This is a genomic window from Enterococcus sp. 3G1_DIV0629, assembly GCF_002141285.1.
In the GTDB taxonomy this organism is placed as follows: Bacteria; Bacillota; Bacilli; order Lactobacillales; family Enterococcaceae; genus Enterococcus_B; species Enterococcus_B lactis.
The window spans coordinates 86,811-112,943 of record NZ_NGLI01000004.1 but is presented as its reverse complement, the minus strand read 5'-3'; the positions used below and the strand labels follow the sequence as shown (position 1 = coordinate 112,943).

At 33.9% G+C, this 26,133-nt stretch carries 27 protein-coding genes and 4 pseudogenes; 28 read left to right on the top strand and 3 right to left on the bottom strand.

The window, feature by feature from the left end; genetic code table 11:
* Positions 1 to 558 precede the first annotated feature (558 nt).
* The 13 genes and pseudogenes from A5816_RS14705 (at position 559) to A5816_RS14650 (ending at position 12,208) form a co-directional block, all read left to right on the top strand.
* On the top strand, positions 559 to 855 hold the full coding sequence (locus A5816_RS14705; protein ID WP_002296377.1) for a hypothetical protein: 297 nt from the start codon (positions 559 to 561) through the stop codon (positions 853 to 855).
* 1 nt (position 856) lies between these two features.
* Positions 857 to 1,279 carry a hypothetical protein gene (locus tag A5816_RS14700; protein ID WP_002305006.1) on the top strand — a complete coding sequence of 141 codons (423 nt, stop codon included), beginning with the start codon at positions 857 to 859 and terminating at the stop codon, positions 1,277 to 1,279.
* Positions 1,280 to 1,297: 18 nt separating this feature from the next.
* Positions 1,298 to 2,890, top strand: coding sequence for a MobP2 family relaxase (gene mobP2, locus A5816_RS14695; protein ID WP_086311618.1), 1,593 nt, complete (start codon positions 1,298 to 1,300; stop codon positions 2,888 to 2,890).
* A gap of 11 nt (positions 2,891 to 2,901) precedes the next feature.
* Positions 2,902 to 3,237: a hypothetical protein gene (locus A5816_RS14690; RefSeq protein WP_086311617.1), complete on the top strand. Its 336-nt coding sequence runs from the start codon at positions 2,902 to 2,904 to the stop codon at positions 3,235 to 3,237.
* A 136-nt stretch (positions 3,238 to 3,373) separates the two neighbouring features.
* Positions 3,374 to 3,568: a hypothetical protein gene (locus A5816_RS14685; RefSeq protein ID WP_086311616.1), complete on the top strand. Its 195-nt coding sequence runs from the start codon at positions 3,374 to 3,376 to the stop codon at positions 3,566 to 3,568.
* A 31-nt stretch (positions 3,569 to 3,599) separates the two neighbouring features.
* Positions 3,600 to 5,958, top strand: a pseudogene (locus A5816_RS14680) (ArdC-like ssDNA-binding domain-containing protein).
* Positions 5,959 to 6,018: 60 nt separating this feature from the next.
* Complete coding sequence (locus tag A5816_RS14675; RefSeq protein WP_086311615.1) at positions 6,019 to 7,479, top strand: toprim domain-containing protein; 1,461 nt, start codon at positions 6,019 to 6,021, stop codon at positions 7,477 to 7,479.
* A 10-nt stretch (positions 7,480 to 7,489) separates the two neighbouring features.
* Positions 7,490 to 9,694 (top strand): type IA DNA topoisomerase, encoded by a 2,205-nt coding sequence (locus A5816_RS14670; protein WP_086311686.1) that lies wholly within the window; start codon positions 7,490 to 7,492, stop codon positions 9,692 to 9,694.
* 15 nt (positions 9,695 to 9,709) lie between these two features.
* Entirely contained in the window at positions 9,710 to 9,859 is a 150-nt protein-coding gene (locus tag A5816_RS16375) for a hypothetical protein (protein WP_179189733.1), read from the top strand.
* Between the two features lie 73 nt (positions 9,860 to 9,932).
* Positions 9,933 to 10,526: a type IV toxin-antitoxin system AbiEi family antitoxin domain-containing protein gene (locus A5816_RS14665; RefSeq protein ID WP_002287520.1), complete on the top strand. Its 594-nt coding sequence runs from the start codon at positions 9,933 to 9,935 to the stop codon at positions 10,524 to 10,526.
* Between the two features lie 15 nt (positions 10,527 to 10,541).
* Positions 10,542 to 11,441 carry a nucleotidyl transferase AbiEii/AbiGii toxin family protein gene (locus tag A5816_RS14660; protein WP_002305191.1) on the top strand — a complete coding sequence of 300 codons (900 nt, stop codon included), beginning with the start codon at positions 10,542 to 10,544 and terminating at the stop codon, positions 11,439 to 11,441.
* A 2-nt stretch (positions 11,442 to 11,443) separates the two neighbouring features.
* Positions 11,444 to 11,929 (top strand): single-stranded DNA-binding protein, encoded by a 486-nt coding sequence (gene ssb / locus A5816_RS14655; protein WP_002295626.1) that lies wholly within the window; start codon positions 11,444 to 11,446, stop codon positions 11,927 to 11,929.
* A 21-nt stretch (positions 11,930 to 11,950) separates the two neighbouring features.
* Positions 11,951 to 12,208 (top strand): hypothetical protein, encoded by a 258-nt coding sequence (locus A5816_RS14650; protein ID WP_086311614.1) that lies wholly within the window; start codon positions 11,951 to 11,953, stop codon positions 12,206 to 12,208.
* A gap of 158 nt (positions 12,209 to 12,366) precedes the next feature.
* Here A5816_RS14650 and A5816_RS14645 read toward each other — a convergent pair whose 3' ends face one another.
* A complete protein-coding gene (locus tag A5816_RS14645; RefSeq protein ID WP_002295624.1) occupies positions 12,367 to 12,489 on the bottom strand; it encodes a putative holin-like toxin in 123 nt (40 codons plus the stop codon).
* Positions 12,490 to 12,643: 154 nt separating this feature from the next.
* Here A5816_RS14645 and A5816_RS14640 point away from each other — a divergent pair, with 154 nt between their 5' ends.
* The 10 genes and pseudogenes from A5816_RS14640 to A5816_RS14580 all read left to right on the top strand — a co-directional run bounded on the left by A5816_RS14640 (position 12,644) and on the right by A5816_RS14580 (position 17,777).
* Positions 12,644 to 12,904 carry a hypothetical protein gene (locus tag A5816_RS14640; protein WP_049055261.1) on the top strand — a complete coding sequence of 87 codons (261 nt, stop codon included), beginning with the start codon at positions 12,644 to 12,646 and terminating at the stop codon, positions 12,902 to 12,904.
* Positions 12,905 to 13,346: 442 nt separating this feature from the next.
* Entirely contained in the window at positions 13,347 to 13,547 is a 201-nt protein-coding gene (locus tag A5816_RS14630; RefSeq protein WP_044031603.1) for a hypothetical protein, read from the top strand.
* Between the two features lie 4 nt (positions 13,548 to 13,551).
* The gene (locus A5816_RS14625; protein WP_065763829.1) at positions 13,552 to 13,989 is read left to right on the top strand and encodes a hypothetical protein; all 438 of its coding nucleotides are present in this window, start codon (positions 13,552 to 13,554) and stop codon (positions 13,987 to 13,989) included.
* A pseudogene (locus A5816_RS14620) lies at positions 13,982 to 14,597 on the top strand (hypothetical protein). The gene A5816_RS14625 and the pseudogene A5816_RS14620 overlap by 8 nt, the downstream one beginning before the upstream one ends.
* A gap of 164 nt (positions 14,598 to 14,761) precedes the next feature.
* Entirely contained in the window at positions 14,762 to 14,962 is a 201-nt protein-coding gene (locus A5816_RS16590) for a hypothetical protein (RefSeq protein ID WP_086311613.1), read from the top strand.
* 15 nt (positions 14,963 to 14,977) lie between these two features.
* A complete protein-coding gene (locus tag A5816_RS14610) occupies positions 14,978 to 15,157 on the top strand; it encodes a hypothetical protein (protein WP_002300804.1) in 180 nt (59 codons plus the stop codon).
* Positions 15,158 to 15,923: 766 nt separating this feature from the next.
* Positions 15,924 to 16,241, top strand: coding sequence for a hypothetical protein (locus tag A5816_RS14595; protein WP_086311612.1), 318 nt, complete (start codon positions 15,924 to 15,926; stop codon positions 16,239 to 16,241).
* A gap of 12 nt (positions 16,242 to 16,253) precedes the next feature.
* Positions 16,254 to 16,925, top strand: a complete 672-nt coding sequence (locus A5816_RS14590) for a DUF2786 domain-containing protein (RefSeq protein WP_086311611.1) — start codon at positions 16,254 to 16,256, stop codon at positions 16,923 to 16,925.
* 396 nt (positions 16,926 to 17,321) lie between these two features.
* The gene (locus tag A5816_RS14585) at positions 17,322 to 17,501 is read left to right on the top strand and encodes a class II bacteriocin (RefSeq protein WP_047927845.1); all 180 of its coding nucleotides are present in this window, start codon (positions 17,322 to 17,324) and stop codon (positions 17,499 to 17,501) included.
* Between the two features lie 9 nt (positions 17,502 to 17,510).
* A complete protein-coding gene (locus A5816_RS14580; protein ID WP_002298902.1) occupies positions 17,511 to 17,777 on the top strand; it encodes a hypothetical protein in 267 nt (88 codons plus the stop codon).
* A gap of 858 nt (positions 17,778 to 18,635) precedes the next feature.
* Here A5816_RS14580 and A5816_RS14570 read toward each other — a convergent pair.
* Positions 18,636 to 19,403: a CPBP family intramembrane glutamic endopeptidase gene (locus tag A5816_RS14570; protein WP_086311610.1), complete on the bottom strand. Its 768-nt coding sequence runs from the start codon at positions 19,401 to 19,403 to the stop codon at positions 18,636 to 18,638.
* A gap of 146 nt (positions 19,404 to 19,549) precedes the next feature.
* Between A5816_RS14570 and A5816_RS14565 the strand changes: the two genes are divergently transcribed.
* The 3 genes from A5816_RS14565 to A5816_RS14555 all read left to right on the top strand — a co-directional run bounded on the left by A5816_RS14565 (position 19,550) and on the right by A5816_RS14555 (position 20,512).
* Complete coding sequence (locus A5816_RS14565; RefSeq protein ID WP_256926098.1) at positions 19,550 to 19,918, top strand: hypothetical protein; 369 nt, start codon at positions 19,550 to 19,552, stop codon at positions 19,916 to 19,918.
* A 104-nt stretch (positions 19,919 to 20,022) separates the two neighbouring features.
* Positions 20,023 to 20,244: a type II toxin-antitoxin system RelB family antitoxin gene (gene relB / locus A5816_RS14560; RefSeq protein ID WP_086311609.1), complete on the top strand. Its 222-nt coding sequence runs from the start codon at positions 20,023 to 20,025 to the stop codon at positions 20,242 to 20,244.
* A gap of 1 nt (position 20,245) precedes the next feature.
* Complete coding sequence (locus tag A5816_RS14555; RefSeq protein ID WP_086311608.1) at positions 20,246 to 20,512, top strand: type II toxin-antitoxin system RelE/ParE family toxin; 267 nt, start codon at positions 20,246 to 20,248, stop codon at positions 20,510 to 20,512.
* A gap of 2,011 nt (positions 20,513 to 22,523) precedes the next feature.
* Here A5816_RS14555 and A5816_RS14550 read toward each other — a convergent pair.
* The gene (locus A5816_RS14550) at positions 22,524 to 23,123 is read right to left on the bottom strand and encodes a hypothetical protein (protein WP_086311607.1); all 600 of its coding nucleotides are present in this window, start codon (positions 23,121 to 23,123) and stop codon (positions 22,524 to 22,526) included.
* Positions 23,124 to 24,642: 1,519 nt separating this feature from the next.
* Here A5816_RS14550 and A5816_RS14545 point away from each other — a divergent pair.
* Both A5816_RS14545 and A5816_RS14540 read left to right on the top strand, forming a co-directional pair.
* Positions 24,643 to 25,766, top strand: a pseudogene (locus tag A5816_RS14545) (Y-family DNA polymerase).
* Positions 25,759 to 26,109, top strand: a pseudogene (locus A5816_RS14540) (hypothetical protein). The pseudogenes A5816_RS14545 and A5816_RS14540 overlap by 8 nt, the downstream one beginning before the upstream one ends.
* The last annotated feature ends 24 nt before the right edge of the window (positions 26,110 to 26,133 follow it).

Below are 26,133 nucleotides of genomic sequence, written 5' to 3'. Positions count from 1 at the left end.
TTTAACACTCAAAAAGAGCCCTAGCAGTTGCAGCTGCGTAAGGCTCTTTTCTTTATTCACTATTAACCAAATAATGAACAGGCTAGCTGTCTTTATCATGTTTAGAATCTAACCATTTGTTAATGAGATGGGAGAAAACATTAACCACGATTCTAACGCAAACATCAAGCACATAAAACATTTAACACTCCTCCTTTCTGGCTGAAGATTTCAACCAAACAGGAAGACAGCGTATCAATTATAGCATACACTTTTTCTTAAATTCATTTTTCATATGACAAAATATTTCCTTCTAATCGACAAATTTAGAAGGATTTTTTATTGTCTAAATAAACAAACAACCTTAATTTTTAAAGAGCATAAGGAAACGTGACCCCACTTTTAAAAAAAAGTGGTTGGATAGGCTGTGCCTATCACGTTTCTGAAAAAAATAAATGACCCCAAAATACCAATATATAGGATAGTACAAGGATAGCAAAGGATAGTAAAAGGATAGGGGTAGGATAGCGAAAAGGATAGGCTCCTTTTCACTATCCTATATTATATTAGAGGATATTTATGAATGTTAAAATTAGAGATTTAGATCCAAAATTCATTTCTGAAATTGATCGAAGATGCGTTGAACTAAGTAATCGTACAGGAAATAAATGGAGTCGTAATGATTATTTAAAGCTACTCGTTGAAAATGATTTTGATCGTCCTTTGATGGAATATAAACAAGAAAAATTTGACCAGTTATTAGAAAAGTTTTCAGAAATTCAAAGTTATAACACAAAGATATTAGAAGAATATGTTAGCCAAAATAATCGTATTATAGAAATCTTGATCGAGCAAAATAGAGGAAGTGAACTTTGATATGGCAAAGGTTATAGACAAACACATTTACTTTCACCAAACACATATCGATGTATTGGATGAAATCATTTCTACTCATGCAGAGGTTAAAAACTATAGTGAAGCCGTTCGGTTTCTATGTATGAACTATGATCCAGAAGTGGAGAAAAAAGTAAATTCCAATCAAGCAAAGTTGAATGGAATGAGTAAAGAAATTTCTATTTTAACCGAAATGGTTTCAGAGTTTGCAGATCTTCATTTGAAAGATACAGGAATACTAATTGGTACAAATTCAACGGTTTACCAAGAAGCAAAAGAACGTGTGGAAGGGAAAATTAAATCTAATCAAACTAAAAAATATTCCCCTCAGTTGAAGAAACCTGTGAATGAATCTGTTCATGCCAGAGTAGATCCATTTGATCCAACGAAGATTCTAAAAAGATAAAAGTAGAAGGAGAACGTGATGAATAAATCGCCTGCAGTCATTCTCACTTGTCAATTTACCTTGCCCAATAAAAAATCTTTTTCAACATACATTGATTATATGACAAGAGAAAAAGCGCTGGAAGAAAAGGAACGACGCACGCCCGACGAAGAACAGGAACTGCAACGAATCAAGAATGCTTTAGAGGATTTTTATATTCCTGAAGGAGAAACTTTTTCGGAGAGTAAGACGGATAAAGAATTCAGCGAAACGTCGAATGAAGCTCAATCTTTGATGGGAAATGGAATCAACTTTGACAAGTTAGAGGAACAAGATTTTACCAAATATCTTTCTTATATGACTCGTCACTATGCGTTAGAACAAAAGAAAGAACTGACGCAAAGTGAACAAAAAGAATACCAACGCTTGAACCAAGCAATAAAAAAATATCAAACAGAGCCACACAAAAAAGCTTCAGGAAACCTTCCTGGAGTTTTTTCTATGGCTTCAGACGAAGTGAAAGGAAGTGATCTGAAGGAGATTAAGCAAATCTTCCAAAGAGGACAACAAAAAGGCTCAATCATTTATCAAGATGTTGTCTCTCATGATAATTCGTATCTTGAAAAAATAGGATTGTACGATCCCAAAACAGATACTTTAGATGAAGAAGGATTAAAAGCAGCTGGAAGAAAAATGATGGAGACATTATTCGAGAAAGAGCAACTGAAGGAAACAGGCTACTGGATGGCAACGATTCACCGTAATACCAAACATATCCATATTCATTTTGCAGTTGTTGAAAAAGAAAATACGCGTAAACCTTACACGGAGGTTGAAAATGGTGTGAGTTATATCGTACCGAAAGGTAAGAGAAGACAAGCAACATTAGACGCAATGAAGACCAATTATGTACATGAGTTAGAACGTTTTTCTTATGAAAAGGATCGAATGATTGGTATGGAGAAACGAAATTTATTGACGCGGAAAAGTGATTTGCGTAACACCTTAACAAAAGTGGTAAAAGAGCCAGCGCGTTACGATCGACACGCAATGAACTTGTTAAATGAAGTATATAAAACCCTACCTGACAAACGTTCGGAATGGAATTACGGGGATGAAAAACGAACCAAACTTTCACCATACACAAGAGAGAAACTCGATGAGTTAACCAAATATGTTTTAACAAAAGAACCTGAATATCAAGAATATATACAGATTTCAAAAGCATTGAAAGAAGAAGCAAAAAGTCTTTATGGGGAAAGCAAAAGAGAATCAAAGAATGCAGAAAAAAACGCCCTCTTTGATTTAAAAAAGCGCACAGGAAATGCCATCCTAACAGAACTGAAGAGACAAGATAGTCAAATAAAACCATTAATAGAAGGTGTCGATCATATGCAAACTATTTACAATGAACGATCCTTTCGAACACTTAAACAGTTGCCAACAAATGAATACAAGTATAGTTACGAAGAATTCATGAAGCGAAGGAAACAATTCCAACAAAGAGTTGTCACGCAACGGAGTTTGCGTCAATTAAATCGAACGATTAATGCCCATGAAGAAAAATACCACGCAAGTAAAGCATACGAAGAGCAACAACGAAGAATTCAAATGGAACAAGAAAGACAGTAGGAGGAAGAGAAATGAAACAATATTTAGATCAATGGAAAGTTATAGAAGGATCATTAAGAGAAGAACGAATCGAACAACTTCCCGATTGTTTAGAAAAAGAGCATTTGTTTCAGATAAGAGAAATGTTGAGAAACGAACAGTTTGATCCAGATCAATTTTTAGTCGTTGAGTACCCAGCTACTGGTGTGTACTGTTGCAATCATGTGAACGGTGAAAAATATTTTATTATTCAAGAATATGAAGGGAATTTAGTTCCTTATTATACTACTTGGGAAATAAATGAAGAGGGAATCAACAACTTCCCATGTAAAAGCATTAAAGCGTCTATTTCACTCACAGAGTGTTAGTTATTAAGTGAAAAAAAGAGTCCTGAACGTGATTGTCCAGGACTCTTTTTTTCAATGAATTGTTTTCCGCCAATTCATTGAGTGGTGCGATTTGCGACTACATTATATCAAAAGAAAGAGAAGGGAGGAAGCAGAAATGGTTCATTCAACGATTGGAGTTGTTGTTGAAAAAACCAGAGACAATCTCGTTTTTGTGACAGAAATTCAAACAGGCAGAGCTTTTGTCGTTACAGACAAAGCGGCAAAAGCGTATCAAAATGGCGATATTTTAACGCTAAATCTGACTACGAAGACGTTCGTCGATGCAGTAGAAAATTATCCATTTGTTTAGACAAACGATATTTTACGAGGAGGAAACGGACATGGCAGAAGAAAAAGAACCACTAGATAATAGTCGTTTGGGAAAATCCAAAAGAAAATTAGTACGGTTGCAAAACGAATTAAATGATCAATTTCAAAAGCTATTTGATCACCAAAAATTGACAAATGGGCAACCAATGAATGACAAACGAAATGGTCGTTCATGGTTTAACCAGCAAGAACAAATAGAAAATAAAATACAAAGTTTGAGAGAAGAAATTAAGCAGCAAGAAAAACAGGTAGAAAAACTTGAAAGACAAGAAGAGCTAAAGGAAATGGGCTATAATAAGTACGGCGGACTGGATATGACGATCGAGAATATTCCAAGACTCAAAGAAGAAATCGAACGCTTTGAAAAAGGTGAATCGACTTTTTCAGCCGCCACGATCCGAAAATACCAACGGAAGTTGGAAACATTAGAACAGCTGAAAGAAAGATCAGAAAAAGGAAAAGAAAATCTTCTTCCTGAAGTACAAGCAATCATTGACAGCGGACGAATGACGCAATGGAAAAAAAATCCGACCATTTATTTTCTGAAAGGCTATCGAAAAGTCGCTTTAGAACTGAATGAAAACGGGGGATTTGAGGAATCTAAAAAATACCAAGCTACGTCGGAAGAGGAAAAAGCAGCTGTTCGTGAATTACTTGAAGAGTCTGCGCCAACTGAATCTTTGAAAGAGAAAGATGGCGATCATTTTTATCGAGTAGAATTCAACGAAAATGATCCAGAAAAAGGATTGAAAAGTTATGGTGGGGAGATCGTAACATTAGAATTGATCGATCAACTCAAAACATTGGATAACCAATACGCTGCAGAAGCAGGTTATTATAAATTCTATTTTGAAGAAGTGAAGAACGGAGAAGTAGTAGATCAGATCCGAATGGATCTAGGGGATGGCGTCAACAGTAATCAACCAATCTATTTAGAGTTAGCAAAATTGTGCGAACAAGTACCTGAGAAGGAACAAAAACAAACGGTCAAAAATGAACCTGTTTCAAAAGAACAAGTGGAGTCGAAAGAAACAAAAACAAGACAAAAGGGCTATCAAAAACGAACGGCAGAAGAGATCAAGCAAGAAGTCAAATCCCTTTCGCAACAGGCGCTGGATGCGGTGAAAAAGCATACCCATTCTCCTGAAGACGTCAAAGAACTTCTGAACTTTATGTCGCGTTTTCCAGAACGATCCTTTAGAAATCAGTTATTGATTGAGGAACAATTTCCAGGTGCAACGGCTTGTTTAGGTCGTGCCACGTTGAAAAAAGAAGGAATCTATATCAAAAAAGGGGAACAAGGGAACAAGATCTTTGTCAGAAAAACGGTCAAAGGATTTTATGAGAAAGGACGTGGCTTTGTTCGAGAAACAGAAGCTACACCAGAAGATAAAAAACGAATCGAAAGTGATCAAAAAACCTTACTACACGATTGAAAAAGTGTTTGATATCACACAAACACAGTTAAAACCTGAAGACTATCCGAAAATCTTTCCGAACCGTGTCTTTGATTTTCAATTGGATAAAAAAGGACAGTCAGAACTTCAAGCTGGGATTCAAGCGGTAGCCAACAATATTGGAATACAAATTCGAGATATGACAGAAAGTGAAGTCTATCAAAGAGAATTAGGACAAGCACGTGGGGCGTATGTTCGTAACGAATTTACTGGCGAAGAAGAAATCGTCATGAATACTCGAAATACTCCTACGCAGCATTTAGCTACAAGTATTCATGAATTAGCCCATGCAAGAATGCACAAATTTTCAGAATTAGATACCGCAACCAAAGAACTACAGGCAGAAATGACTTCTTATATTGTGTGCAAACATTTTGGAATGGACACGTCGGAGAAAGCTATTCCTTATATTGCAGCATGGACGAAGAATGGTCAGACGTTGGATGATAAGGAAGCTGCGGAACGTGGGAAAATCATGAATGATGTCAGCCGCGTCGCAAATGAATTCATTCAAACCATTTCTAATGAAATCAATCAATACAGAGAAAGAGAACCAGAGATCCAACCAGCAGAAGTGAAGCAGGAGCATAAAAATACTGTAGAAACGGCAGAACAAAAGAATATTGTTCCTGTTGGTTCACTTTGGATCGACAAGAAAGACGGGAAAGTAATGGAAGAAGATACGGGTCGAACGTTACATTTGAAGGATGCGGCGTTTATTGAAGATCCGCAGCATAATCAAGTAATTTTAAAAGGAAAAAGTTATGGAAAAGAGATCCAAACGGCGTTACCTTCAGAAGAATTTGCGCTAGGAAATCCATTCCGATTTTCACTTGAGACAGTGTCAGAAGTGGCAAAACGAAAAAATGAAATCTATTATGAACAACAATTGTCACAAAAAGAACGTGTATAAAACAAGTAAAAAAGACTATCTGAAAAACGGATAGTCTTTTTTCTTTTGGGAGGTTTTAAAATGACCGAGAAAAAAATAAGTCTTATTGATCGATGTAAACAGATCGATATAGTGGATTTTGCTCGAAACAATGGAATGGCTGTAGTCAATAAAGGACGAGACTATCGCTTAGAAGACCATGATTCATTTGTTTTTGATCGAAGAAAACAACGTTTTTATTGGAACAGTCAAAATATTAGTGGCGACATTATTGAATTAGCTAAACTTTTTTTCATAGACAAAGAGATCCAAGACCCTAAGCAACAATTTAAAGCAGCCACTGATTTTATTCTAAAGAATGAAGACAAAACAGACCGAGTGGAAAATCTTCATTTTGAGACAGAAAAGTACAAAGATCACCCCGTTGATTATCAACCACTCACAGAAAAAGGAAGGAATTATCTGAAGGAAGAACGAAAACTACCAGAGTGGCTGATTGATTATGCAGAAAAAGAAGGGTTGATTGCCGAACTAAAGCCAAAACATGAACGGCAAAATTTCTTAGTTCGAGACGATCGTTTAGATCATGCGGTCGCCTTTTTATGGAAAGATCCACAGACAAAAGAGACAGTAGGGGCGAGTTATCAAGGAACGTTCATTGATTATGAACGTTTTGGTGAGAGAGGCACATATAAGCATATAGATAAAAATTCGACAGCGAATCATGGCTTTAACCTAAAGATCGGTGACCCTAAACAGTTAAAATTTTTTGAGAGTAGTATTGATTTACTTAGCTATGCTGCACTGAATCGTGATCAGTTAAACGATACGTGGTTAGTCTCTATGGAAGGGTTAAAACACCATGTGATTAGTCATTATTTTGGTGAGGCAGTATCTGAATTGAGAAAGAAACAAGCCTTTCCTCAATCCATCGAGATTTGTGTGGATAATGACCGTGCAGGACATATTTTCTACGAAAAAGAACAATTAATGGGCGCAGTTGATCCATTTACGAATCAGAAAGTACGTTGTGAACGAGGAATCGCTAATGATTGGCAAGTGCCAAAAGAATACAAAGTCATTTATGAAGAAGTCGCAAAAGAAGAAAAGGTCACACCAGAAGCTATTATGGCCATACACAAGACAGAAAACAATCTGCAATTAACGAACCAACTGGTTTCCGCTCACAAAGTAAATGCGTCTTTTGGCCAGCAGCTTTCTGTTAACGATTCAATAGCAGCTATTAATTTGAAAGATATTTGTAGAGAAGTCGCAAAAGAATTAAAAGCTTGTGAACGCGTGGATGGTACGTACGATTTTGATCGTTTTTATCAAGAAAAAGGGGATATTAATGCGCAGATTCTTTTCTCTTATAAAGCAGAACAATACTACAAAGGCTATAAAAATCATGAACATGAATTTGTACCTGAAGTAAAAAAGGACTGGAACGATCAATTGAAGCATGAGATCCAGCAACAAGAAATCAGAAAGCAAAAACGTGCCATGTTGTTTCAACAAGGTAGACAGCAAGAAAGGGAGTGAAATCGTCATGATGAAAACCGTTATTTTAGCAGAAAAGCCGTCACAAGCGAAAGCTTATGCCGATAGCTTCTCTAAAGCCACCCGAAAAAACGGGTATTTTGAGATCCAAGATCGATTGTTTCCAGGTGAAACTGTGATCACGTATGGTTTTGGTCATTTAGTCGAGTTAGATTCGCCCGATATGTACGATGAAAATTGGAAACAATGGTCATTAGAGCATTTGCCTATTTTCCCTAAACATTATCACTATCATGTTCCTAAAGATAAGAAAAAGCAATTCAACGTGGTGAAACAGCAACTTCAATCGGCCGACACCATTATTATTGCGACTGATAGCGATCGTGAAGGGGAGCTGATTGCCTGGTCAATCATTCAACAAGCAGGCGCCGATCAAGGAAAAACCTTTAAAAGACTTTGGATCAACTCCTTAGAAAAAGAAGCCATTTATCAGGGATTCCAGCAGTTACGAGACGCAGAAGAGACCTATCCAAAATTTGAAGAAGCACAAGCGCGTCAGATCGCCGATTGGTTAATTGGGATGAACGGCAGCCCACTGTATAGTTTACTCTTGCAGCAAAAAGGCATACCAGGAAGTTTTTCCTTAGGCAGAGTCCAAACCCCAACGCTTTACATGATTTATCAATTGCAGGAAAAGATTAGAAACTTCAAGAAAGAACCATATTTTGAGGGAAAAGCTCAAGTAATCGCTCAAAATGGCGCATTTGATGCGAAGCTTGATCCGAATGAAACCCAAGCGACGCAAGAAGCATTTGAAGCTTATTTAAAAGACAAAGGGGTTCAATTGGGAAAACAGCCAGGCATGATTCGCCAAGTTGAAACCGAGAAAAAAAGCGCGGCAAGTCCACGTCTTTTTTCTCTATCCAGCCTTCAGTCTAAAATGAATCAACTCATGAAAGCTAGTGCCAAAGACACATTGGAAGCTATGCAAGGCTTATATGAAGGGAAATATCTAAGCTATCCGCGAACAGATACCCCTTATATTACGGAAGGGGAATATGCGTATCTGTTGGATCATTTAGATGAATACAAGCATTTTTTAAAGGTCGAATCAATCCCAACCCCTATTCATACGCCGAATAGTCGGTATGTGAATAACAAGAAAGTCCAGGAACATTACGCGATCATTCCTACAAAAACGGTCATGACGGCAGCGACATTTGAACAACTAAGTCCGCTGCAGCAGGCCATTTATGAACAAGTGTTAAAAACAACTGTGGCCATGTTTGCGGAAAAATATACCTATGAAGAAACAACGATCTTGACGCAGGTTCAGCAGCTTCAGTTAAAAGCAATTGGAAAAGTGCCGGTAGATCTAGGTTGGAAGAAGTTATTTGGAAAAGAGAGCGACGGAAAAGAGAAGGAAGAAGAGCCGCTACTTCCTAAAGTGATAAAAGGAGAAATGGTGACGGTAGATCTACAAGTCCTTGAAAAAGAAACCAAGCCACCAAAACCTTATACCGAAGGTACGTTGATCACGGCGATGAAAACAGCTGGGAAAACCGTGGATAGTGAAGAAGCGCAATCCATATTGAAAGAAGTGGAAGGAATCGGTACAGAAGCGACACGGGCGAATATTATTGAAACCTTGAAACAAAAGGAATATATCAAGGTAGAGAAAAATAAGCTCGTGGTGACGAATAAAGGGATTTTGCTTTGCCAAGCCGTGGAAAAAGAGCCGCTGCTTACGAGCGCCGAAATGACCGCCAAATGGGAAAGCTACTTGTTAAAGATTGGAGAACGAAAAGGAACACAAACCACTTTTCTAGCCAATATCCAAAAATTTGTCTCTCACTTATTGGAAGTCGTACCAGGGCAAATCCAATCCACTGATTTTGGATCGACGTTACAAGAAGTGAAAGCAGCCAGTGAAAAGCAAGAAGCCGCGCGTCATTTAGGAATTTGTCCAAAATGCCAGGAACAAGAAGTCTTACTCTATCAAAAGGTGGCAGCTTGTACGTCTGAAGCCTGTGATTTTAAATTATGGACAACGATTGCCAAAAAGAAACTCACAGCAACACAGCTGAAGGAGATTATTCAAAATAGCCGAACAAGCCAACCAGTGAAAGGGTTAAAAGGTCAGAAGGGTTCGTTTGAAGCAACGATTGTTTTAAAAGAAGACTTCACTACAGGCTTTGAATTTTCTGAAAAGAAAAAAACGAGCTTCAAGAAGAGAACACGACGCACTACAAAATAATGGAGGGTTAATCTTATGCTTAATACAACACACAAACAACAAGAAATCGAAAATCAAAAAGCCAAAATTCGTTCAGAACAGGAGAAAATGCGTGCCAGTAAACGAAGACTGCAGCAATTAAAGAACCAGCAACGGATTCAAAAAGAAATTGAATTAGATCGATAAATATCTTTCTTGTTAATATAAAACTAACGTGATATAGTTATGTTAGTTTTATATTAACTTTAGGGGAAAAGCAATGAAAGACAAAATCCAGTGCATTTTTGATAAACATAATGGGAATCTATCCTTGAAGGATGCTAGAAGTGAAGGCTTATCGCCTATGACGTTAGATCGATTAGCCGAAAAGGACAAAATAGAAAAGGTAGCACCAGGTTTCTATACCTTAAAAGAAGCGTTCGTGGATGAATTGTATCTCGCTCAAAGTATCTATTCCAGAGGTATTTTTTCTCATGAGACTGCGCTCGATCTTTTTCAAGTCGGAACGTATATCCCTAAAAAGATCAATATGATGTTTCCTAAAGGATACAATGTTTCAAAGGAGAAATTAGACGAGTATGCTATTCAACCGCATTACACGAATAAAGAAAATTTTGACCTGGGAATCACAGAAACAGAAAGCTTTTACGGCAATAAAATTTTAGTCTATGATTTAGAGCGAACGTTATGTGATATGTGGAATCCAAGATACAAAGCAAGCGTAGAGGTAAAACAAGAAGCATTAAAAGAATATATGACAAGTACCAGTAGAAATACAAATAAGCTAAGAAGATACATGGATATTTTAAAATCACCAAAAGAAATGACTTTGTATATGTTGCCACTTTATTGAGAGGAGTAAAGGTGAATGACACCGACACAATTTAAAGCAAAAACGAGAAATTTCGCAACAGAGAAACATTTAAATCCACAAATTGTCCAAAGATATTATATGATGGAAAAATTATTAGAACGTATTGTTGAATCGCCTTATCATGATGATTTTGTATTAAAAGGGGGATTTCTGATCGGATCAAAATACGGGTTAGAAAACCGTTCAACTGTTGATATTGATACGACTTATCGAAATTCGAAACTAACAAAAGAAAAGTTAGAAACTGTTTTTTCTGAGTTAACAGCTGATCCCACAAAAGATGGAATTCGATTTGAATTAAAGGGATTAACAGAGACGAGGGAAGCCGATTATTACCCAGGTTTTCAAGCAAAGTTTATTGCTTATCTTGAGAATGCACGTGTACCATTTAAATTAGATATTACTTCAGGTGATTCTATTATTCCAGCGGCATTGATGTATGAACACAAATTAATGTTTGAAGATAAAACGATTCATATTCCAGCTTATCCTACGGAACAAATTCTAGCTGAAAAATTACATGCTACGTTTAGTTTCGGAAAAGATAATTCGCGCATGAAAGACTTTTATGACCTGTATATGATTCCAAAACTAGAACGTATCGATGAGAAAAACTTGTATAAGAGTGTTCAAGGAACGTTCAAGGAAAGAAATAATCAATCTGTGTTTAAAAAATTGTATAATCAGGAAATGCCTCAATTGATGAAGGATGAGGGGTTGAGGGAAAAGTGGAAAAGATACCAACAAGAAAATTATTTTGCCAAAGACATTTCTTTCGAATCTACACTAACTTCCGTCGATTCTTTGATGCAATCAATTGTAGAGCAAGAGAAAGTAGAACGAAAACAAAATTTTAAGAGATCACAACAAATGAATCAAGAAATGGAGAGATAAAAATGATTAATAATGTAACTTTAGTAGGACGATTAACCAAAGATCCAGATTTACGTTATACTGCAAGTGGTACTGCAGTAGCGACTTTTACCCTAGCCGTTAACCGAAATTTCACGAATCAAAACGGCAATCGAGAAGCCGATTTTATTAACTGCGTAATTTGGCGCAAACCAGCAGAAACAATGGCGACATTAGCTAAAAAAGGTAGCTTGATTGGTGTAGTTGGGCGGATTCAAACGCGGACTTATGACAACCAGCAAGGACAACGTGTGTATGTGACTGAAGTTGTAGCAGATAACTTTCAACTATTAGAAAGTAAAGCAGCGACAGAGAGCCGTGCGCACGCTGATCAATCGTCCACCAGTCCAAGCACCGCCACCTTTGAACAACGGGATACAGCGACGCCTAACAACAATGGATTGAACGCTTCACAGAATCCATTTGGTGGACAATCAATCGATATTAGCGATGATGATCTACCGTTTTAGTTCGAGAAAGAAGGAGTAAGCATGGCAAAAAAAATTAGTCTGACGATGGATCTATTGATACCCGTAATTGCATTTATAGACGGGATTTCTTTTGGCGTCACTGAAAATCCTTTGGTAAATAGAATTGCGAAAGGATCACTATTTCTTGTATTCGTGTATCTTGTCTGTTCTTATCTTTTAAAAAGATCAGGAAAGGATAATTCCTTTTGGCGATTGACTAAAGTCACAATAGCAGCGACAGCTGTTATACTTACGGCTATTCTACCGCTTTATATGTAGGGTTAACGGGAAATCGTTGAACTTCTTGCGAAATATTGCTATAATGAACATGAAAAAGAGGAGTTGCGCTAACAACCCCTCATTAACAGCACCGATTAAAGAACGGTGGCAGAATATTAGTTATTTGGAAATAACCGCTGACCTGCTAAAGTAGACGGTTATTTCTTTTTGTCATTTTTAAGCATATTTACAATCAAACTAATCAAAGCAATGGTAAACATACCAAAACCAAGAATGGTTTGAATTGTCTCATATGCGGACAAAAGGCTTACTCCTTTCATAGATTTTAGCACTTACATTCATAAGCACCACCACCTTTCCAGAAGTCGCCACCGTCTTCAAACTTTACTGTCTCGACTATTATAGCATATCTAAAATCGAATAAAAATTCTCAATTTTAGCTGTTTTTGCTATAATTTTAGCGAGGTGATCGCGATGGAACATTATACTGGTTTACTCGATAAAATTCGGGTGATCAAGACACAGCCATTGCTTGTGCGATTTACATTACACACGAGTCATGAACCAATCAATTGTGTAGTGGCCAATATAGAAATAGCGGATAAATTGCTGATTTTGGAAGAAGGCAAGTATACTATTTCAGTGACAGGTCACTTCAATAAACGGAATCAATTAGTCATTGAATCGATGCAAATTAGAAACCCCGATCATTTTACGCGATCGATGGGCATATAAAAGAAGAGCTGCAATCCTAATGTAGGACTGCAGCTCTTTTTGTTTTACATAGAAACGGGAACAGGAAAAGGCCTTTTTAGGAAGGCACAAGTGCCTTCTCAATTGAAAAACCTTTCTCTCACTCCAACCGCCACCGCCGTTCGAGAAGAAAGGAAGTGAACGCTGCACGTTCACTAAGATAAGGGGTCTTGCAAAGCAAGACAAAATAGAAAAAACTTCCTCTCACCAAAAGGTTCGTTCCTGTTCGTTATCTCTTTATTGATTTGCCAGACCGGCAACAAGTTGCCTTTTATCACCAAAAAGTGACAAGGACAAGGGTAAATGGCACGCTGCGCGCCCTTGTCCTTGTCGCTTTTCGTTGATTCATTCTGGCCAACAAATCAATAAAGAAAGAACTAACGAAAGGAAGTAAAACCTTTCCTAAGAGGAGGCAGAATCAATCATGCGAAAGAAATTTGATTATTGGGGTGTTCCCTTCAGTGAATTATTTCCAAACTACCATGCACCACATACTGTCGAATGCGATTGTGGAGAAAGAGCGAAATGTATCAAAAGCTATCGTTTGTATCAATGTCCAACATGCGGGAAAAAATATACCTTGTCTTACGGCGATTACATTTTGATTGAAGAGAAAGGAAGATAAAATGATGGCTCAAAATTACTATGACGAATTTGTCAAATTACCTTTGGATAAAATGGCACAAAAAATGGAGGATATGACGTTCCTATACCATGAAACGCGTGTACCCAAAAAGCATTACAAAGAAAAACTGTCAGTCGCAGTGGAAGAAATGATTGAATCAGGTGTCGAAATGAATCTCATTGCGACATATTATCGAACATTGGAAGAACTGAAAAAACAAAATGGAAAATGGTTTTTCCAAGCCTTACTATGCTTGGAAGCAGGCGTCAAACCAAGCACAATCAAACCTTCTGAATACCAAGCTTTAGAACTAACGTATGGAAAATTTATCGAAACGAAAAAAGCCAAGACTGTTTCAAGTGAATGGTTGGACTACTTTGAAAATGTCAACAAGTATGGCGCATGTTACATCATGAAAAAGGAGGAAAACGAAAATGAGTAATGTGGTTTATCAACTAACAATGGAAGATGTTTCTCACTTTTTAACAAACAAAGAACATTTGAATGAAGTAGTCAGACGGATTCAAAAAGACTTTAGTTGTATGGAAGAAATGAAGTACTTTATTCAAAGAGTGGAAGAACAGTTGTATATGGAAAGCGAAACGAGTCAAACGAAGGTCACAGTCAGCCATAATCATTTAGACGTGTATAAACGTCGTCCTGAAACGGTAAAAAAAGGAACAGAGCTTCTACGACTAGAAACAGAAAAATACATCATGAATGTGTACCTAGAAAGGAGTGAGCTGGTCGAAAACTTTGTCAGTTACACGATTTGTAGGAGACACTATTACTCAGAATCAGAATATTATTCGATTTTTGACGTGTGGGACGGAATCTATCGTGTTAATTGGAATGGATTATGAACTCACTGTACCCGAAGCATTTTTGAGGGAATATGTAGAAGAAGTAGATAACCCAGGCGACGACTGGTACACGACTTTAACTGATTTTTTAGATACCTACACTTACGACGATACAGAAGAAATCCAAAATGAACCTGACCGTAAACGAATGCCATATCAACGATTTGAAAGGAAAAAAGGTCAATAACCATTTATACCGAAAAGTGAGAATGTGTGAAATAAGAACAAAAAACATTGAAATTAAGGGAATGGTTCTTATTTCGCACCAATCGCTCCAACCGCCACCGCCGCTTAGGTGGTGCGAAATAAACGGGCAAAGCCCGAAAATCTAAGAGAAAGAAGGAGATCTATATGAACAAAATTATTCCCTTATTATTAGTCTTATTTGTTGGCGAAATAATTATGCGTCATGCTGCAGCTGTGCATTTAAACTTCGTAGTATTTTTGGCAATACTGGTATTTTGTTTGATCTTTTGGCGCTTTGTGTTAGCCCTTGTGAGTCCACTATTCAAGATGATTGCAGCCATATTTTTCATAGGGTTATTTCGATGAAAGGAGAGAGTACTAATGCCAATTGCAATAGGAAATAAACGGTTACCCGTGACATTAGATGAAAAGAGACAAAAAGAATTGCAGCAACTAAAGCAGAAGTACGGGAAAAGTGAATCTAAGATTATGTGTATTGCGTTAGATCTATTGATCGCGCAAGAAAAAGCAGGATTTGATGTACCAGCACTAAAAAAGTGACGTCACTTTTTAATTTGATCTATATAAGTGATATCACTTTTAGCAAGGAGGGAATTAAATGTTAAAACCTAAAAAGAATTCGTACAAACTAAAGCTTAGTATACTATTTATTATTTGTCTTTTAGGTATGATAATTAGTAGTCATTTGTATAGAGTGGCATATACGCAGTTTATTGAGTTCAAGGTTCACTCTTTAGGATTAGCTGGGGATCGATACGTTGAATATGTCCATTATTCATTAAAATGTTCTTCATATATTCTTCTTTGGCTTATTTTTTCATTGTTTGAATTGCTAAATTTAATAGTAATATCTTCATATCACTTAGATAAGCTAAATACCAAATCTAGCCGTTATAACGCAAGGAAAATATGAAGTTAGAAAGTGACTTAAACAAGCTAAAAAAAATAAAAAGAAGAAAACATAAGTTAACTAAAATTATTTTATTAAGAATGATGGAATATAAGGATAATGCTACCAACATAATGATCATTATTTCTCTGATATGCTATGGCCTTCTATCAATCAGTATTTTGTCTATAGATTATGGAATAACTATACTGCAAGTCTTATTTTTGGCTATACCTATGTATCTATCATTATTTATCATGCATGAAGTATATAAGATATTTGTTTTATGAAAAAATATAGAAATACAGATAAATATTTTGGTTAATAGTTATCAAAAAGAACTCAAAGAAGACGCTGGCGGTATTTATTGAAGTGTTAACACTTTAGAGTACTACAAAGACAAGAGGAAAATAACAAATGAAAAAAACAAATGATTGTAAAAAATTAATGAAAATGAGTCTTTTTCTGTCTCTATTATCTCTAGGAGCGCTATATTATATAACTAACAATATATATAATGATAATTTAACTAGTGAATTAGATTCGTTAGTTAGAACCCATAAAATCGAAAATTATTCTATCGAAAAGGAAAGAGCAAATCTCACTACATTCAAATATCGCGTGAGAGTAACTTATGAGGATTCCCTAAAAGGCAAATATCCAAGCGAATTTTATTTAACTAGACCTATTTTTTCGATAGAGAAAATGGATATTGAGTTTGAGAATCAAAAATAGTAGGAGGAGAAAATGGCAGATAAGAGAAAAGATAAGAGAAAAGATAAGATCAAAAAACTACTGGCGCTCGCTGCAGATGCAAACGATGAAGAATCAATGAGTGCATTAGCCAAAGCTCAGCAATTGATGATGGACTATGCCCTTACCGAAGAGGAGTTTTTCAACTATCACGAGCAGCAACGGATAGAAGAAGTAGAAACACACGTGATCTATCGTGGACGTCCGCAAAAGTGGCTGTATCGTTTAGCGTCGATTATCGCACAAAATTTTAGAACTGAGTTTTATTATCGAGAAGGATCACCAATCGATTTATGTTTTACTGGTCTAGCTTCAGACGTGCAAATTGCTGAAATTACTTTTCAGTATGCCAGCGGAAGTGTCTCCTATTGTGCAAGAAAGTATATGCAGCAACCTGAGATCAAACGCAAGAGAAAACGAAAATGGCAATTAAAGCAAGACTATATTCAAGGCTATCTCAGTGGTTTATCTAACGTATTTAAACAGCAGGTAATTACAAACGGATATGAATTAGTCTTACAGCTTACTGAAGCCGTGAAGTCTTACATGAAAGATCTCAGCTTAGTTCCAGGAAAAGACACTTCACACAAAGTAAAAGACAATGAAGCTTACTTCCATGGATACCAGGAAGGATTAAAATTTAAAAAAGCAGAATTACTAGAATAAGAAAGTGCGACCAACAGGGTATACCCTATCAGAATTTTTGTAGACTTTCCTTAATCACTAGGGAGAGTCTGTCCAAAATTCGGAAACATACATATTGCTCCCCTTAACATTGCTCCTGATCGATTGCAAGTCTTTTTTTTTCGATTTTTTAGTTAGAAAATTACTTAAAATAAAACTTAAAACTCTTTAGTATCGTTATTTCAAATATGGAAGATTAGTGGTATATCAGTTTTTCAGAACAAATAAATAGGAATGATTTTTTATTGCAATTATGCTTTCAAAATAACTTTTTATGATATATTTATCAGATTTTTCTAAAAATTATTTATAATTATTTTAGAAAAAAGGAGGTATTGATTTATGAGAAAAAAATTATTTAGTTTAGCTCTTATTGGAATGTTTGGATTAGTTGTGACGAATTTTGGTACAAAAGTTGATGCAGCTACGCGTTCATATGGTAATGGTGTTTATTGTAATAATAGTAAGTGCTGGGTTAACTGGGGAGAAGCTAAAGAAAATATTGCAGGAATTGTTATTAGTGGCTGGGCTTCTGGCTTGGCAGGTATGGGACATTAATATCCTATTATGAAAAATAATAAATCTTTCAACAAAATTCTAGAATTAACTGAAACTGCATTAGCCACCCCAGAAATTAAAAAAGATAAAAATCTATGTGAAATTTTAGAAAAAATAAAAGATAGTGCTGCTAAAGGTGAATTTTATTATGATTACAAGAAAGAATTTCAACCTGCAATTAGTGGGTTCACTATTAGAAACGGCTTTTCCACACCAAAAGTTTTATTGGAGTTACTTGCTGAAGTAAAAACTCCCAAAGCATGGTCGGGACTTTGAGTTGTAATAAGTGCCATTATATTTTTTTGTAAGAGTATCTAATTGAGTTTAGGTACTCTTACTATATAGGTTCAAATATTTATTTTTGTAATATCTTCATTTTTATATCTTTTGTTTTTGACTATAATTTATTGTGAAAAATACAATTATACAGAAGATGATTTTAGTTTTTTGATTTATTATGATAAATTCTAAAAATTGTATTTAGTAAGATAGTTGGGTTCCTTTTGAAAATAAAGCGAATGATTTAAGAAAAAAATGAGGTATATCTTTAGACGAAAATGAATTAAAAAATTTAATTACGATTCCTATTTTAATGATTTCAAAAAATCAAAAGGTTATGAAGTTGTTTATAAATCAGGAAAATTTGCAGAGTAGAAAAGAGCCATTAACAGCTATTTGGTTGTTAATGGTTCTTTTTTAGTCTTTGTTTTTTGCTCAATTTATTATTTCTTTATCAGTTATTCATTTATGTCCGTATAGAAGAACACTTTAGGTTCCAGGGTATCATGGTTAAATTTGAATTAAGGGTATATTCCTAATTATATACGGGCATTTAAGTTGTGCCCTTAAAGTAATAATATTATATTTTGTTTGCAAATTGTAAATTTTTTGTACAAGATAAACACAAAGAAAAGTTTATTGCGAATAAACTTGTTTTTTAATTTGTTGGGTGAGACTCGGAGCGTGTGGGCTAGTGACAAGTTGCTTATTTCTCGTCTTTTTCATCTAGCCGATGAAAAACTAGTCAAGTAAAAAGTGATGCGATAATCAGTGAAGTTATATGATAACACCCCATAACTTAGATATTAATCCAGATTACGGGGGGCATTGCAAATTTAACCTTTTAAGCTTGGTTTAAACTAATAACTCTAAGCTCTTATTATCTTTATTTAATAGAATTAAGCAGATAATTGATACAATAGCAATTGGCATAAATATTAATAGTATTTCTCCCCAGGATGAAGAAGTGGCTGCACCGTTAGCTATTGTTGGCTGAAAATCAATTAAAGAATGCAACAAAACCACGTAAGATAATCCATTAAATCGAATTCTAATGACAGAAAAGCATAATCCTAAAACAGTTGCATAAAAAATTTGTTGCATGGTTGTATTAAATGATTGCATTGTTAGATTAGACAAGTGGAACAATCCAAATAAACAAGAGGAAACAATGGAAGACCAAACTAAGGCATGTTTCTTCGCTTTAAACATTTCTAAAAATGCCGAGAATGTCAGTAACCTAGCAAGAGATTCTTCAAATATTCCTGTAGAAATTGCTACTAAAAAAGAAGCAGTTAATAAGTTTGTACCACCATTGAGAATTTCCTCAATATTATTTGGAACATTTATTACTATTAATAAAAATAATAACATTATCACTCCTAATATGATTAGCCATACATTAGTAATTTTATTTGATGATATCTTATCATTAGTTATTTTAAATGTTTTTACTATCGAATAAGAAAACCACGCTAAGATACAGCTACAACTAAATTGCAAAATACTATTTAAGATAGAAGTCTCTTTAATAGGCAAAAGTTCTATTCCTATACTGCTAATTAAAAAAAGTACATATATCAATATTACCATAGAAACTTTAAAAGAAACTGATTTTTTCATTTCACTATCACCATATCCCTTACATAATATTTTTATAAAAAAACTATAACATTATTGTTAAAGAAATGTGAATACTATTCTTTGATAGTCTTAAAAATTAATGATCCTTTTTCTCTCCACTAAAAAAAGGAGAAAGAGTACCTAAAATGCGCCTAATAAACAAAAATACAATTTTTGAAGGATTATTTTTAGAATTAAAAGATAAGACATTGCACAAAACTAAACAAAGAATTTATTTTAAAGCACCAGAAACTGTTTTTAAAAAAATTGGTATAGGGGATATTATTCCTTTTTCTATTGAAGGTAAAAATTGCCATGCTTTGATTATCCAAGTTTATAAATCAACGCAATTGGAGAAAGAAGTATCTATATTTGAACCAAAATTTAAACCATTCTTTTTAAAAAAAGCTACGAAAGGCTTCAAAAAGACAGACTATATCACTATACCAGAGGAAGAAATTATTGTAACTTTTGAAAAAAACAAAAAACAAATAGTAAACATCCTTTTACAATAAGAAAAACAAGTAAATAAGTAATTATTATAGTTTATAACTCATACTTTCTTCTTGATTTTGTCATACGATTGTATTACAATGAACTTGAAAGGGAGTTGATAGCTATGCCAGTAATCAGTATTCGAGTATCTAACGAAGAAAAAGATTTTCTTGAAAAAGTTGCTAACTTTAATGGAGAGAATATTTCTGAATTTATGCGCAGTAATTCTTTACAATCAGCTGAGTCATTAGTAGACTTTGAAACTTATAAAAAACTAATGAAAGAGCATGAGAAAAATGATCAAACCATTTCACATGAAGAAATGCTAAAAGAGTTAGGATTATAAGATGACCTATCAAGTACGATATGAACGAGAAGCGCAAAAAGCATTAAAAAAAATGGATAAATTTCAAGCAAAAGTTATCCTGAACTGGATTGAAAAAAAACTTGTTGGCACAGATGATCCAAGAAGATATGGGAAAGGACTAACAGCTAATAAATCAGGATATTGGAGATATAGAGTAGGTGCGTATCGTATAATAGCTGATATTAGCGAGCAAGAAGTGACGATTCTTATCTTATCAATAGGTCATAGAAGCGAAGTATATAAGTAATAGATATGTTGATATGATTTTGTTAAAGGGTCAGAAACTTAAAAGTTTCTGACCCTTTATTTTTTCTATATTCTGACATGTGTAACTTTTTTTCTAGAAGGAGCATGTAAAAAAGTCATTTGACATAGCTTGCACGACAACAGTAGGGACAGCCATAAAAATTGTTTAACGGATATTTCTTTTGAGCAGTAACCATAGCAGAATAGTAGGAAAGTTCAAAGCCTATCAATACTCTATCTTGACAACAGGCTAAAAACGGGCACTCATTCGTGTGAATGACATGTCTAAAGTGTTGATTGGTAAATTTCTCGAAGTAGTAGTAATACATTATTGTCACTCTCCTTTACAGTCACAAATATAACAAATAAGAGAGTAATCATATTTCACACTTTTTACTTTTTTGATTATAAATCACAATCATTTTTAAGTTCTTAGCTAAGTTTATTAGCTTTATTTTTTTCTATATTATCCAGATATCTATAAATAGTTGTTCTTGAAACATGCTAACGTTCGGCGGTGGTTTTAATTGGTATCCAATAGGAGATACTTTAAACATACATAAAACAGTTTTTGTAATTAATAAAAGTTAATTTTGTGTTACTTAGTGTTGTATAGTAATATAAATAAATATGTTGTCCGTTTGACTCGTTGTCATATAAGACAACGTGAAGCTTTATTAAAAAAATATGGTAGACGATTTATTGTTTCTGAAGAGAATCTTTCAATTTCAATTAGCTTTCCTCACGATGTTCAGTCCAACTAATCGAAAAGATCTTATAAAAATAGTAATGAATGAGTATTTTCACTATAAAAAATTCAAAGTTTGTAAGTTTTGGGTTATATGGAGTGTTCGTTTTAGATATGTTACAATTAGAAGGTAGAAAAGTGAAAAGATGGTGGCTAACCTCTTACAAAAGGGGTGATGCCTATGGTTCATAGCTTTATCCCTAGAAGGGAGTAAGCAAGTGTCAACTTTTGAAGCAATTCAACTGATGATCGTCTTTGTGACGTTAGTTTTGCTGATAATTGACCATAAGGACAAAAAATAGCCATCTAACACTTTGACAGAGAGTAGATGGTTTGTAAAAAACTATTCATTTCAGTCACCGTCTTTTTAACGGTTCTACATGGGGCTATGTTAGCGCATGGCTCTTTTTCATTATTTTAAGTATATCAAAGTAAAGTAAAAGTTGCAAATACGTTGAATACTTGTTTGCAAGTTCAGAATCCACACAACGAGCTGGACATTTTTTAATAATAATATAGGAATAAAAAACAACAATCTGCTACTGTGTTTAACAAGGAAGTAAATTGTTGTTTTTTATTGAATAGTTTGCATTTTTATAATTGAAAAGTAAGAGTTGAACCAAAAAATAAGGCTGTGGCTGCAATTAATTCATTTGTAGATTGGGTTATAGTCTGGAAATAATATCTACAAACAAATTAATTACAGGAATAGCCTTAAATCAAATAGCAAGATAGTAATTCCGCTTGTACTATAACATGAACGGTTAAAAAAGCTATCAAAATTTAGATACATAATATAGAAAATAAATTAGTTCTTTATTATTGATTGCCTTGTGACTATGAATCATCAATTATCGTACAATATCCATTATTTACCATTGAAAAGAAAAAATTTTTGAAGGTTAACAAGCTTTGCTTAGTCACAAGGCAATCCAATAATAAATGAAAAAAACTTTTTGTTATAGCCAATGCAATGTGTAACTCATGCAGCGATTGCTAATTATCATGGGATGATAGGACTATATATAGGAGTTCAGATATTTAACAAAAGTATTGGCTATATATTTATTTTAAGATAGATTAGTCAAAATAAGTTTCTTTTTTTTACAAAAATATATAAAAATAGTACATGTAAAATACATTTTGCTTTTAAGGTAGTTCTAGTTTTTGTAAAAAAAATAATAGCTACTATAACCTTTTCAAATAACTAATTTTACAAATATAGTATATACTATATTTGTAAAATAAAGATAGTCTTTCTTATTTATAAGATATTTTCAGATTCACAATATATAAAAGAATTTGAAATAGTTTTATTGAAAGAACTGATCTGTTTCTTTTCTTGAACATAGTTTTTTCCTAGTACTTTAGGTTCATTTTTTAAACCGGTATTCACTATTTCTTGTAATGTATGCACTCTTCCATTTTCTTTCTCTAGATAAATGGAAGGGTAAAATTTTTTTGAAACTAGTTTTTGTCTCATTAATGAAGATAAGTGCTTTCCAACAGTCTGGCAACCTTCTTTTTTAGAAGAGGTATAAATCAAATACTCTGAGCCATCTTCAAATAAAAATGAATATATTTTATAAATTCTTTTGGGTTGTTCACTCTCATTTATGTTTTTGTCTGTTTGTCTACCATCAAAGTTTATTTGATGGTTTTCTTCATACAAAGAGATTTCTTTTAAGAGTTTTTGAAGTTTTTTATTGATTGTTAGATAGTTTTCACAATAGAAACAATCTTTATCTTTCCCAATGGCATGAGATAGATCAGGATCTTTCTCATGTTTTTTTGTTATTTCTTCTAGTAAATTGTTGTAGTATTCTTTTAAATAAATTGATTTATTATAATTAGTCAAATTCAAAATTTCACGTCCTCTATTTTTAAATTGGTGATCAAAATAAAAAGTTACTAGAATAGTGATATTTAAAATTTTTCACGAAAAAATTAATCTAGTGTAAAAGATTAGTTTTATTCTTAATTATTTCTACAATTTATCGCAAACTACATACCTCCATCAATCATCGAATCAAATTAAAATTACAAACTTGTATAATCAACTTAAAAAGGTGATAGAAAAAAGCCATTCAATAGAATGACTTAAAATAATGTAATAATTATTACTTAGGAATAATAACAAAGTTGTTTGAAAAAATCTATTATTTGAGCAATAAGATTTTTCTATTAAGCTAATAAGATTCAGTTATTTATAATTTTGATGGGAATAGCTATTAATATATATTAGATTGAAACGGTTCTTTTGTAGAAAAATAATACACCAGCTTTTTTAAGAAATGAAAAAGCCAGTGTATTATTCTAGAGCTATGATCGTCTTATGACTTATAGTTACTAAATTAAAGCTGTTAAGGTAAAGAAGAAGTAAAACCTTTTTTAGTCAGTCATAAGACTATGGAATAAAATAAGATTGAGGCTCGTTAATACTATATGATAGGGATAGACATCAGTCCCTATATTAGGGGTTGTTTGTATTAACTATATTCTTTTTATCATAAATTTTTAAATATAGGTTTCTTCTTTTTTTCTTTTACTTTAAAAAGTCGAGTAAAAATATTTCCACAAAAAAGCAACAATCAACTTTATTTGAATAAAGTTGATTGTTGCTTTTCGGGTAAAATTTTTTGTAACTTTTATTGCTACATAGTTAGGGTTGAAATTAAATTTATTTGTGCCGAACTACAGCTATGAGTGTGGAAAATATAGGGGATACACAAATAAATTAATTACATGAATAGTATAACCAATTTTCATTATTTTGTTTATTTTAAATTTTTATAATGAATCAAAAAATAGTTGATGATATAGAAAATGAATTTATTCTATTTCATTAATTGCCTTGTGACTATGAAACATCATACACTGTTTAGTGTATATCATTGAAAACAAAAAAATTTTAAAAGGCTAATAGGTTTGGTTGGTCACAAGGCAATCTAACAATAAATGAAAAAAGCATCTTGCTATAGCCAACAAAAGCATATGAGATTAAATTATAATTATTGGCTATGGTCTTATTTTAAGATAAATCGCTCAAAATAATTTCCCCTTTTTTTCTTATATGCAAAAAAAAATAGTATAAAAAAATACTTCTGTTCTTAGAGAACAGAAGACTGCAAAATAAGATTGTGAGAACACTAATGATTCACTATCAACAATATTTATATCAAAAAATAATGGTTGTTTCAATATCTCTTATATTGAAATTTAAATACAAAATCTAAATAAAAGTGTTATGATGAAACTATCATACAAATCAAAAGAAGATGCAGAAGGATTTTCTTCTGCGTCTTTTTTTGTACACTTAACTATTTCTTCTTTACAATAACAAACATATGTTTGTTTAATGTGAAAAAGAAAGGGTGTTATTCATGCTGGATTATTCAAAAGAACCAGTAAATGATTACTTTTTAATCGATATGAAAAGCTTTTACTCAAGCGTTGAGTGTATTGAGAGAAATTTAGATCCGTTGACGACTGAATTAGTTGTCATGAGTCGTTCTGACAACACTGGATCAGGATTGATTTTAGCTTCTTCACCAGCTGCAAAGAAAAAATATGGGATCTCTAATGTCAGTCGACCAAGAGATTTACCACAACCATTTCCTAAAACGTTACATGTCGTCCCACCACGTATGAACCTCTATATCAAGCGAAACATGCAGGTAAACAATCTTTTCAGAAGTTACGTGGCGGATGAGGACTTATTGATCTATTCAATTGATGAATCGATCTTAAAAGTGACCAAATCGCTAAATTTTTTTACGACTGAAGTTAGCTCAAATGATCCAAGATCATCTTTAATATGATCTTAGATTGATTGCTACGGTAGGTGTCGGTGATAATCCCCTTTAGGCTAAACTCGCTTTAGACAATGAAGCGAAGCATAACGAAGAGTTTATTGCGGAATGGACATACGAAAACGTTCCTGAAAAAGTATGGAGTATTAAAGAAATAACGGACTTTTGGGGCACTGACTCACAAATGGAAAAAAGGCTCAACCAAATGGGAATTATGAGCATTCGTGATCTAGCTAACTGGAATCCATACACCATTAAGAGTTGCTTAGGTGTGATTGGCTTACAGCTATACTTCCATGCAAATGGTATTGATCGAACTGACATAGCAATCCCACCAGAACCGACAAAGGAAAAATCATATGGAAATCCACAAGTGTTACCACGAGATTATACTAGAAGAAATGAAATCGAGCTGGTGGTAAAAGAAATGTCGGAACAGGTACCCATTCGTATCAGGCAGCATAATTGTAAAACAGGATGTGTTCATTTACACATTTCAGCTAGATTTGTTTAGTGATCCGCAAAAACAGATTGATGACGAAAAACTAGACAAAATAATAGATAAAATTAGGCAGAAGTATGGTTTTCCGTCGATTATACATGCTTCTTCGATGTTAGAGGGCGCTCGTAGTATTACTAGAAGCACACTTGTTGGTGGGCAATGCAGGAGGCACCGGGGGCTTAAAAATGATTGATTATAACGATCGAGGATGGTTGAAATGGGCTAGACTCTACTTATCAGATCACACAGAAGAGATCGATGCGGATAATGAGCAACGTTTTACTCGTAATTTAGCAAAAGAACAAATGACGACGGAAGAGATTTCAAAGATACTGAAGACGGCAATAATAAAAAATAAAATTATCTGTATTCAAAAAAAAGAGTGGGACGTGGATGGTTATTATACGGAGGATATTATAGGGTAGATCTTAGGTGGCGATGAACTTGGTATCTATGTAGGTGAGGATAAAGTTCACTACGATGAAATATGTCATAGTGAATTCTACCAGGAACAAAAATGGAGTCACGTAGAATGAATATCAAGATTTCTTATACATTAT

Excerpts from the sequence above, each read along its gene's own strand:
- A5816_RS14665 (WP_002287520.1), top strand. The coding sequence starts at position 9,933 with ATGAAAGACAAAATCCAGTGCATTTTTGATAAACATAATGGGAATCTA.
- A5816_RS14685 (WP_086311616.1), top strand. The coding sequence starts at position 3,374 with ATGGTTCATTCAACGATTGGAGTTGTTGTTGAAAAAACCAGAGACAAT.
- A5816_RS14570 (WP_086311610.1), bottom strand. The coding sequence starts at position 19,403 with ATGAAAAAATCAGTTTCTTTTAAAGTTTCTATGGTAATATTGATATAT.
- A5816_RS14690 (WP_086311617.1), top strand. The coding sequence starts at position 2,902 with ATGAAACAATATTTAGATCAATGGAAAGTTATAGAAGGATCATTAAGA.
- A5816_RS14640 (WP_049055261.1), top strand. The coding sequence starts at position 12,644 with ATGGAACATTATACTGGTTTACTCGATAAAATTCGGGTGATCAAGACA.
- ssb (WP_002295626.1), top strand. The coding sequence starts at position 11,444 with ATGATTAATAATGTAACTTTAGTAGGACGATTAACCAAAGATCCAGAT.
- A5816_RS14625 (WP_065763829.1), top strand. The coding sequence starts at position 13,552 with ATGGCTCAAAATTACTATGACGAATTTGTCAAATTACCTTTGGATAAA.
- A5816_RS14660 (WP_002305191.1), top strand. The coding sequence starts at position 10,542 with ATGACACCGACACAATTTAAAGCAAAAACGAGAAATTTCGCAACAGAG.
- A5816_RS14705 (WP_002296377.1), top strand. The coding sequence starts at position 559 with ATGAATGTTAAAATTAGAGATTTAGATCCAAAATTCATTTCTGAAATT.
- A5816_RS14590 (WP_086311611.1), top strand. The coding sequence starts at position 16,254 with ATGGCAGATAAGAGAAAAGATAAGAGAAAAGATAAGATCAAAAAACTA.
- A5816_RS16590 (WP_086311613.1), top strand. The coding sequence starts at position 14,762 with ATGAACAAAATTATTCCCTTATTATTAGTCTTATTTGTTGGCGAAATA.
- A5816_RS14630 (WP_044031603.1), top strand. The coding sequence starts at position 13,347 with ATGCGAAAGAAATTTGATTATTGGGGTGTTCCCTTCAGTGAATTATTT.
- A5816_RS14585 (WP_047927845.1), top strand. The coding sequence starts at position 17,322 with ATGTTTGGATTAGTTGTGACGAATTTTGGTACAAAAGTTGATGCAGCT.
- A5816_RS14675 (WP_086311615.1), top strand. The coding sequence starts at position 6,019 with ATGACCGAGAAAAAAATAAGTCTTATTGATCGATGTAAACAGATCGAT.
- A5816_RS14700 (WP_002305006.1), top strand. The coding sequence starts at position 857 with ATGGCAAAGGTTATAGACAAACACATTTACTTTCACCAAACACATATC.
- mobP2 (WP_086311618.1), top strand. The coding sequence starts at position 1,298 with ATGAATAAATCGCCTGCAGTCATTCTCACTTGTCAATTTACCTTGCCC.
- A5816_RS14650 (WP_086311614.1), top strand. The coding sequence starts at position 11,951 with ATGGCAAAAAAAATTAGTCTGACGATGGATCTATTGATACCCGTAATT.
- A5816_RS14595 (WP_086311612.1), top strand. The coding sequence starts at position 15,924 with ATGAAAAAAACAAATGATTGTAAAAAATTAATGAAAATGAGTCTTTTT.
- relB (WP_086311609.1), top strand. The coding sequence starts at position 20,023 with ATGCCAGTAATCAGTATTCGAGTATCTAACGAAGAAAAAGATTTTCTT.
- A5816_RS14610 (WP_002300804.1), top strand. The coding sequence starts at position 14,978 with ATGCCAATTGCAATAGGAAATAAACGGTTACCCGTGACATTAGATGAA.
- A5816_RS14670 (WP_086311686.1), top strand. The coding sequence starts at position 7,490 with ATGAAAACCGTTATTTTAGCAGAAAAGCCGTCACAAGCGAAAGCTTAT.
- A5816_RS14555 (WP_086311608.1), top strand. The coding sequence starts at position 20,246 with ATGACCTATCAAGTACGATATGAACGAGAAGCGCAAAAAGCATTAAAA.
- A5816_RS14580 (WP_002298902.1), top strand. The coding sequence starts at position 17,511 with ATGAAAAATAATAAATCTTTCAACAAAATTCTAGAATTAACTGAAACT.
- A5816_RS14565 (WP_256926098.1), top strand. The coding sequence starts at position 19,550 with ATGCGCCTAATAAACAAAAATACAATTTTTGAAGGATTATTTTTAGAA.
- A5816_RS14645 (WP_002295624.1), bottom strand. The coding sequence starts at position 12,489 with ATGAAAGGAGTAAGCCTTTTGTCCGCATATGAGACAATTCAAACCATT.
- A5816_RS16375 (WP_179189733.1), top strand. The coding sequence starts at position 9,710 with ATGCTTAATACAACACACAAACAACAAGAAATCGAAAATCAAAAAGCC.